Consider the following 5,790-nt stretch of genomic DNA (forward strand, 5'->3'; position numbering starts at 1 on the left):
CCTGGGTGCCGTTGCTGGTGCTGCCGTTCGGTACGTCGACGCATCGGCCGGACTGGCCGCCCACGATCTGCTGGCCGCCGGCCGGCGGCGGGGTGGTCGGCGGCGTGGTCGGACCGCCGCCGGGCGGCAGCAGCGTGATGGTGGACGTGTCCGCGATGTTCGCGTGCGACACGTTGACCGTCGTGCCGTTGTTCGACAGCGTCACCACGCTGTCCCGTACGGTGACCGGGCCGGACACGGCGCCGCCGTTGTTGTACGGGATGTTCTGCACCACCACCCGCACCTGGTTGTTCACCACGATGCCGCTGGTGGCGTCCAGGCGTTGCAGGTTGACCGCGACGTTACCGGTCGTCTTGTTGCCGCCGACGAGGATCTTGGCCGAGCCGGCGTCCCTGGTGGCGAACGCGTCGTAGGACGCGCTCGGCGTGACCGAGGCGATCTGGCCCGTCATCGAGCCGTAGAACTGGTACGCCCACCACTCCCCCTTGGGCTGGTACTGCCCGCCGGAGTTGCGGGTGAGCAGGCTGGCCAGGTCGTTGTGCAGGTTCTGACCACCGGCCCAGTTGGCCCGTAGCCCGTCGGCGCCGGCCCGCTCCAGCCGGGCCAGGTACCACGCACCGCCGGCCGGGTTCTGCTCGTTGGACGAGGCGTACTCGTTGATCTGGTACGGCCGGGGGTGGGCGATACCGCGCGAGTCCAGCGTGGAGTTCGCCGTCGCCACGTTCGAGACCGGGTCGCCGGGCAGCGAGTGCCAACTGACGATGTCCGGCACCACGTTGTTGGCCTTCACGTAGTCCAGGTACTGCGTCCAGAAGCCGCCGTTGCCCGGCACGCAGGCGCAGCTCGGGCCGACGATGAGCATGTTCGGGAACGCCGTCCGGATCCGCTGGTAGGTGCGCTTCCACAGCTCGAAGTACTGGGAGATGGGCCGGTTCCAGAACAGGGTGATGTTCGGCTCGTTCCAGATGTCCCACTCCACCGTGATCCCGGCCGCCCGCACGTCGGCGAAGAGCCGGTCCAGGAACCGGTCGTAGTCGCTCCAGTCGCCGTTGTCACCCGGGAACCGGCTGATCGACGCGCCGTCGGCGCCCCACAGGTCGTGGTCGAGCAGCACGAAGGTGCCACCGAGCGCGGCGGTCCGCTTCGCCTGGGCGGCCGTGGCGGCCCAACGTCGGTCGTAGCCGCCGCCGACCCAGCCCTGGCCCGGCAGCTGCGCGCCGCCGGCCCGCATCGCCCGGAACTTCACGTCCCGGAAGAAGTTGTCCGGCGGGTTCTGACCGTTCTCGGTCATCCCGTAGATCCAGCCCGACCCCCGGTAGGTGGGTGTGCCCAGCGCGGCCGAGAAGTTGACGGTGAGCGACTCGTCGGCGGCCTGCGCGGGAGGCGCGGCCACCGTGAGCACACAGAGGACGGCAACGGCACCGGCCGCGAACCCGGCGGCGAGGCCCCGGATCCATGGTGCCCTGACATGGGGGATGTTCACTGGCGACTCCTTAGGGCAGTGGCGGATCTGCGGAGGACGACCTAGCGAATCGATTCGCCGGGCAGCCTAAGCTTCGACGTTCATAGATGTCAATGCCGTTACCGGGATACGGCGGTCAGGTTTCGCGGACCACCACTCGGGCGACGAATCGAGCTGCTTGACCGGGCGGGCGGGCCGGCCTACGTTCGGTCGAACCGGTTCGCCGCACCCCTTCCGAAAGGCAGCCATCGCAGATGACCGTCGCCCCCTCCCGTCCGGCGTTCTCCGTACGGGAGATCCCGTTCAGCCACCGCGATTCCTGGCTCAGCGTCTCCCCCGTACTGGCCGAGAACACCTACGCCGAGGACCTGCACCTGGTCTCGCACCGCAACGGGATGCACCCGGTGCTCCGGTTCGTGCCGTCGGCCGAGGCCACGATCACGGCCCGGCCGGCCCTGTTGTGCTGGCACGGCGCCGACGGTCGGGTGGACCTCACCTACGCGGGACCGGAGGCGCTCAGGCTGCGCGGGCGGGGGCTCGGCCTGCGGATCACGGCCGCCGCCGCCACGCTCACCCCGTTCAGCGGGACCTACCTCTACGACGACCCCGTAAACGGTTCGGCCGTGTTCACCTCGTACGAGACGGGCCGCCGGTACCGGGTCACCGTGCTGGCCGGCACCGCCGAGACCGTCGGTGCGCAGGCCCTCGGCGCCGCCGCGCGCGGCCTGGTCCTGCCGGCCGACCGGCCGTGGGAGATCGCGATCGAGGAGTACGCGACGGGCCGCCGGCCGTACGCCACGGGGGTCGACTTCGACCAACTGGTCGAGGCCGGGGCGGCCGACTTCGCGGCGTTCGTCGACGCGGTCGCCCCGTGGCGCGGCCCGGACACGCCGGCCGCGGAACTGGCCAGCTATGTGATGTGGTCGGCCACGGTGGCACCGGCCGGTTTCGTCACCCGGCCCGCCACGCTGATGTCCAAGCACTGGATGAACAAGGTGTGGAGCTGGGACCACTGCTTCAACGCGCTGGCGCTCGCGGCCGGGCACGGCGACCTCGCCTGGCACCAGTTCCACCTGCCGTTCGACCACCAGGACGCGGTGGGTGCGCTGCCCGACTCGGTGACGCACTCGGAGGTCCTCTACAACTTCGTCAAACCGCCCGTCCACGGTTGGGCGTTGCGGCAGTTGCGGCGGCGCCTGGGCCGGCCGTTGCGCCGGGACGAGCTGACCGAGGTGTACGACCGGCTCAGCCGCTGGACGACGTTCTGGTTGGACCACCGCCGGGCGCCCGGCCGGCACCTGCCGTACTACGAGCACGGCAACGACAGCGGGTGGGACAACGCCACCACCTTCGACGGTGACCGGGTCGTCGAGACGGCCGACCTCGCCGCCTTCCTGGTGATCCAGCTGGGGCAGCTCGCGGAACTGGCCGGTGAGCTGGACCGCCCGGATGCGGCGACCCGCTGGACGGGCATCGCGGCCGAGGTCCGCGGGGCGTTGCTGCGCGAGCTGTGGACCGGCGACCGGTTCGCGATCCGCAGCACGCGGACCGGCCGGACCCGATCCAGCACCAGCCTGCTCGACCTCATGCCCATCGTGCTCGGCGACGACCTGCCGGCCGAGCTGGGCTCCGCGCTCGCCCGGCGCATCGAGGGCCACCTCACCGAGCACGGGCTGGCCACCGAGCCGCTCGACTCACCGCACCACGCCGCGGACGGCTACTGGCGCGGTCCGATCTGGGCCCCGACCACCGTGCTGATCGAGGACGGGTTGCGCCGGGCCGGGCACACCGGGCTCGCCGACGAGGTCAGTCGACGGTTCCGGGTCCTGTGCGAAGGGTCCGGCTTCGCCGAGAACTTCGACGCCAAGACCGGCGCGGGACTGCGGGACCGCGCGTACACCTGGACCGCCAGCAGCTATCTCCTGCTGGCCGCCGACGACCACCAGCGGCGGGCCGGGCGGGCGACCGCGCGGAGCTGAACGGGCAAGATCATCGATTCACCCCTATATTGATTCCCCTGTCATCCCGCCTTAACATATGACGTCATACCTATGGTGGTCGATGCGTCGCCTTGCCGAGGCCCGTCGTCGGCGTCGCGCCCCGTCTCCCGCTCCTCGCGCCGGCACCGTCGCACCGCACACCCCTCGACTGAGGAGATCCTGTGAACGCATCCGTCCCGCGACGGCCGAGCGCCGCCGGCCTCGCGCTGGCGACGGCGGTCGCCGGCGTCGCCGTGGCCGTCTCCGCCTCGGCCGCCTCGGCCGCCGCCACCACCCTCTACGCCTCCCCCACCGGTACGGGCACCGCCTGCTCCGCGGCCGCGCCGTGTTCCCTGTCGGCCGCGCAGTCCGCCGTGCGCTCGATGGTCGGCGGCATGTCCGACGACATCGAGGTACAGCTGGCCGACGGCGTGTACCGGGTAACCTCGCCCCTGACGTTCGGCGCGGCCGACTCCGGCACCGGCGGCCACACGGTACGGTGGCGGGCCGCCCCCGGCGCGCACCCGGCCATCAGCGGGGCGAAGCAGGTGACCGGCTGGTCCGTCGCGGACTCCGGCAAGAACATCTGGAAGGCCACCGTCGGCGCCGGACAGGACGCCCGACAGCTGTACGTCGACGGTCAACTGGCCACCCGGGCGCGTACCCAGGTAAACCGCTCGGATCTCGCCGCGTCCGCCACCGGCCTGCGGATCAACAACGGAAACCTGAACTACCTGAACAACCTGGCCAACCAGAACCGGGTGGAGGTGGAGGGGGTCAACTCGTTCACCGACCGGTACTCGCCGGTGCAGAGCATCAGCGGCGGCATGATCACCATGCAGCAGCCGGCGTGGAACAACAACAACTTCGGCTACGACACCCTGATGAGCCCGTTCCGGGCCGGCCCGTTCTACCTGGCGAACGCGTACGAGTTCCTCGACTCCCCGGGTGAGTGGTACCTCAACACCGGCACCGGGACCCTCTACTACATCCCGCGCTCCGGGCAGAACATGAGCAGTGTGGACGTCGAACTGCCGGTGGTGCAGTCCCTGGTGCAGGTGGGCGGTAGCTATGCCAGCCCCGCGCACCACATCGCGTTCACCGGTATCACGTTCACCGGCACCAGTTGGTTGGGACCGAGCAGCAGCCAGGGCTACGTCGACCAGCAGACCGGTTCGTACATCGCCGGGAACTGGTCGTGGCCCGGTTTCGGCTCCTGCTCGTCCGGCTGCCAGCAGTTCGAGGCGGCCCGGCCGAACTGGTACCAGATGCCCGCCGCGGTGCAGGTGTCGGCCGCGAACAACATCACGTTCAGTGACTCGCAGTTCGTCAACCTGGGCCAGACGGCCGTGGGCATCGGCAACGACGCCAACGCGCACGGCACCGGGGTGGGCCTGGGAGCCAGCAACATCACCGTCACCCGGTCCGAGATCGCGCGGAACGCCGCCGGCGGCGTCCTGATCGGTGGCGTACGGGCCGACGCGCACCACCCGAGCGACTCCCGGATGACCAACCGGGACATCATGATCAGCAACAACCGGATCCACGACATCGGCGTGGACTACCGGGGCATCTCCTCGGTCCTGCCCACCTATGTCACCAACGCCACGGTCAGCCACAACGAGATCTACAACCTGCCGTACTCCGGCATGTCCATCGGGTACGGCTGGGGTGCCAACGACGCCGGCGGCAACAACAACTACGCCAACCGCGGCCTGTACAACTACCAGCCGCGGTACAGCACGCCGACGACCGCCTCCAACAACCGGGTGATCGGCAACTACATCCACGACGTGATGCAGCAGATGAACGACGGCGGCTGCATCTACACCCTGGGCTGGAACCCGAGCGCGGTGATCAACGAGAACTACTGCCTGCGGACCAACGGCTACTTCGGCGTGTACTTCGACGAGGGTTCGAAGTACTACACCGTCAGCAACAACGTCTTCTCGAACACCGGCACCTGGGCCACCGCGAACTACTGGGGTGGCGAGAACATGGGCAACTGGACCGTCACCAACAACTGGTCGACCAACGGCAGCACCAACGTCACCAACGGCGACTGGGGCAACACCGTCTACGGCAACACGACGGTCAGCAACGGTAACTGGCCGTCGGGCGCGCAGACCGTGATGGCCAACGCCGGACCCCAGGGGACCGGCGGTCCGACCGACCCGCCGCCGGCCGGCGGCCAGCAGATCGTGGGCGGCCAGTCCGGCCGGTGCGTCGACGTACCGAACGGCAGCACCAGCAACGGCACCCAGGTCCAACTCTGGGACTGCGGCAACGCCACCAGCCAACGCTGGACCGCCACCACCGGCAAGCAACTGCAGGTGTACGGCAACAAGT

3 protein-coding genes are annotated in these 5,790 nt (G+C 69.7%); 2 read left to right on the forward strand and 1 reads right to left on the reverse strand.

Going from position 1 to position 5,790, the window contains the following annotated elements:
* Positions 1–1,483: GH39 family glycosyl hydrolase (locus tag ACFOX0_RS33755; RefSeq protein ID WP_377553681.1), on the reverse strand; the 1,483-nt coding region annotated here is incomplete at its 3' end.
* 233 nt (positions 1,484–1,716) lie between these two features.
* Here ACFOX0_RS33755 and ACFOX0_RS33760 point away from each other — a divergent pair.
* Both ACFOX0_RS33760 and ACFOX0_RS33765 read left to right on the forward strand, forming a co-directional pair.
* Positions 1,717–3,441, forward strand: a complete 1,725-nt coding sequence (locus tag ACFOX0_RS33760; RefSeq protein ID WP_377553682.1) for an amylo-alpha-1,6-glucosidase — start codon at positions 1,717–1,719, stop codon at positions 3,439–3,441.
* A 182-nt stretch (positions 3,442–3,623) separates the two neighbouring features.
* The coding region (locus ACFOX0_RS33765) for an RICIN domain-containing protein (RefSeq protein WP_377553683.1) at positions 3,624–5,790 on the forward strand (2,167 nt) is incomplete at its 3' end.

Source organism: Micromonospora zhanjiangensis (assembly GCF_042650605.1).
Taxonomy (GTDB): domain Bacteria; phylum Actinomycetota; class Actinomycetes; order Mycobacteriales; family Micromonosporaceae; genus Micromonospora_J; species Micromonospora_J zhanjiangensis.

Coding starts and splice junctions, on each gene's coding strand:
- ACFOX0_RS33760 (WP_377553682.1), top strand. CDS start 1,717: ATGACCGTCGCCCCCTCCCGTCCGGCGTTCTCCGTACGGGAGATCCCG.